General features: G+C 71.5%; 3 protein-coding genes. 2 read left to right on the top strand and 1 reads right to left on the bottom strand.

Annotated elements, in window-relative coordinates:
- Positions 1–62: 62 nt before the first annotated feature.
- Positions 63–614, bottom strand: a complete 552-nt coding sequence (locus ACWGKQ_RS52070; protein WP_453299164.1) for an HdeD family acid-resistance protein — start codon at positions 612–614, stop codon at positions 63–65.
- A gap of 282 nt (positions 615–896) precedes the next feature.
- Here ACWGKQ_RS52070 and ACWGKQ_RS52065 point away from each other — a divergent pair, with 282 nt between their 5' ends.
- Together ACWGKQ_RS52065 and ACWGKQ_RS52060 are read left to right on the top strand one after the other, a co-directional pair.
- Entirely contained in the window at positions 897–1,913 is a 1,017-nt protein-coding gene (locus tag ACWGKQ_RS52065) for a LysR family transcriptional regulator (protein WP_453299163.1), read from the top strand.
- Between the two features lie 46 nt (positions 1,914–1,959).
- Positions 1,960–2,613 carry a BON domain-containing protein gene (locus ACWGKQ_RS52060; protein WP_453299162.1) on the top strand — a complete coding sequence of 218 codons (654 nt, stop codon included), beginning with the start codon at positions 1,960–1,962 and terminating at the stop codon, positions 2,611–2,613.
- Positions 2,614–2,925: the final 312 nt, after the last annotated feature.

Here is a 2,925-nt window from a genome sequence, read left to right as displayed (position 1 = left end):
GGTGTGTCCCGGTCCCGGGGGCCCCGCCCCCGGGCACGGCCACGCCGCCGCTCGGACTCCGCTCAGACGCCGACCGGTTCGGACCGGCTCGCGGTGCTGCTGCCGCGCCGCTCCTCGACCGAGGCGAAGACCGACGAGACGCCGTAGACGATGCTGAACAGCCCGAAGACGTTGGCGAGCGAGACCGCGCCGATGTCCGGGCGGACGAACAGCACGAACGCGAGCGCGACCGACACCAGGCCGGTCAGCAGGAACAGGGCCCGGCCGCCCGCCGTCTCGCCCCGCTGGAAGGCCAGGACGATCTCCATGAAGCCGGTGGACAGCGCCCAGGCCGCGACCCAGATCGTGAGCGCGAGAGCCGTGATGCCGGGCCAGGCCAGCGCGACGATGCCGGCCGCCAGCGAGAGCAGGGCTAGCAGCAGCCAGCCGAACACCGGGCCCGCCCGGTCGCTGGCGAACGCGCGGGCCCCGTCCGTCGCCGCGCTCATGAACGCGTAGACGGCGAAGAGGACGACGAAGGCGCCGACAGTGATGCCGGGCCAGGTGACGGAGACGATGCCGATGACGACGGCCAGCAGGCCGCGCCAGAGGAGTGCGTTGGGCGAACTGAGCATGGTGACCTTCCCGTACGGGGGTGCCGTCTGGTTCCCGGCACCCGGGGCCGTGGCGTTCGCCGTGAACGCTAGGGTCCGGGCCGCCCGCCGCAATCCGTCATATGGCTGCCGCCGCGGGGCGCCGGAACCCGGCCCGCCCCCGACGGCCGCACCGGGGCAGTCGGATGACTCAAGCCCGGCGTCCGGACCTCCGGCAGCATGGCAGGCGTCCGCTTCTCTTGAGTGGCCGGATGGGACTGCATGGAAAAAGCCGAGAACATATCGAATTCCGCGCCCGGTTCCGTGAATTCGGCACCCCAGGGCGTCGAACTCCGCCATCTGCGCTATTTCGTGGCAGTGGCGGAAGCAGGCACTTTCACCCATGCCGCGGAGCGCATGTATGTCGCGCAGCCGACCCTGAGCCAGCAGATTCGCCGGCTGGAGGAATTCGTCGGCACACCGCTGTTGCAGCGCCGGCGGGACGGGGTCCGGCTGACCGAGGCGGGCGCGGTGCTGCTGGAGGAGTCCCGGGCCGTGCTCTCCCTGGTCGACCACGGCGTCAGCCGCACCCGGCGGGCGGCGGGGCTGGGCCGGGCCGGGCTGCGTTTCGCCGTCCAGCCCCAACTGCCGCCCGCGCTCGCCGCCGAGACCGTCTCGCGGTTGCGGTCGGCGGCGCCGGAGATCGACGTGACCTGGTCGGAGGCGCCGCTGGACGCGGACTTCTCCGCGGTCCTGCAGCGGCGGTCCGATGCCGCGCTGGGCTGGCTGCGTCCCGCGGACCGCCCGCTGCCGGACCGCCTGGACGTGATGGACATCGGCTCGTTCGAACCCGACGTCTGGATCCCGGCCCGGCACCCGGCGGCGGCGAGCGGGGCCATCGGCCTCGGAGAGCTCGCCCGGATGCCCGTCATCCACGGCCCCCGGCACGCCGATCCCGGGACGTACGACGCCTGGCGCTCGGTGCTGCGGACCGGGAACCCGTCCTTCGACTTCGCCGAGCCGCCGTTTGGGCAGTCGCTGCCCATGACCCTGGCCTTCGCCGCGACCGGGAGCCGCCCGAGCGCGGTGCTGACGGCGCCCTGCCGTCCCGTGGGGATCGATCCGCGGCCGGCACCGGCCGCGGGCCCGCACGAGATGGTGCCCGTCCGCGCCGAAGCGTCCTGGGCGTCCCTGCTGACCGCCACCGCCGGCCTGGTGTGGAGCGCGGACCTCCCCCGCGAATTGCAGCAGGTACTTTTCGACACCGCCGAGAATAGCTCGGACCAATACCAGCATCATTCCCATCGCTTTTACTCGCACCGCGGTCTCGCGGTGAACTGATGACCGAGCGGAAATTCGGCTCTCACCGGAACGGAAGGATCTCCCGATGAGCAAGACAAAGGACATTCGCCAGTCGGTCGAAGCGGAACTCGTCTTCGACCCGCTGGTGGACGCGACGGACATCACCGTTCACAACCTGGGGGGTGAAGTGCGGCTCACCGGAACCGTCCCGAGCTACCTCCAGTACCTGGAGGCCGCCACGGCCGCGCAGCGGGTGGCCGGCGTCACCAAGGTCCACAACAACCTGGAGGTGGTCCTGCCGCCCGCGCACGAGCGCGACGACGCGACGCTGGCCGGGACGGCGAACAGCGCGCTGCTGATGAACATCGCCGTGCCGGTCGGTGTCGAGGCGAGCGCCCACAACGGCAACCTGACGCTGACCGGCGTCGTCCGGTACGGCTCGGAACGGCGGGCCGCGGAGGACGCGGTCTCCGTGCTGACGGGGGTCCGCGGCGTCAAGGACAGGATCGAGATCTCCGACGACGCCGACCCGGTCGACGTGATCCTGCTGGTGTCGGACGCGCTGGACCGCAACGCGCTGATCCTCGACGACAGCGAGGTCGACGTCACCACCAGCGGGAACACGGCCGTCCTCACCGGCCACGTCCGCACCTGGGCGGAGCACGACGCCGTGATCACGGCCGCCTGGATGGCCCCGGGCGTCTACGACGTGCGCGACGACCTGTACATCACCGGCTGACCCCGGGCCTGTCAGGCCGCAACAGGGGCTGTTCAAGGGCCGGTTCTTCGGAGACCCCGCGGGACCGGCCCGCGCCCTGTCCCCATCCGACATCCCAGGACCACCCGAACCCCACCGAGAGGCACAGCACGCCATGCCCGACACGACGCACGTCACGAAGAAGGGCACCGGCCGGTTCCGCGAGCCGGCCGCCGAGCTCGAGAACCTGCTGCGGGAGGCATCTTGTCGATGAGGTCGTCGGTGATCTGCTGGATCTCCGGGCGCAGCTTCTCCATCCGGTGCCGGGTGAAGGAGCTCGTCAGCATCCGGCGC

This window comes from Streptomyces sp. NPDC054770 (assembly GCF_053611985.1).
This window is presented reverse-complemented; position numbering and strand designations above follow the sequence as displayed.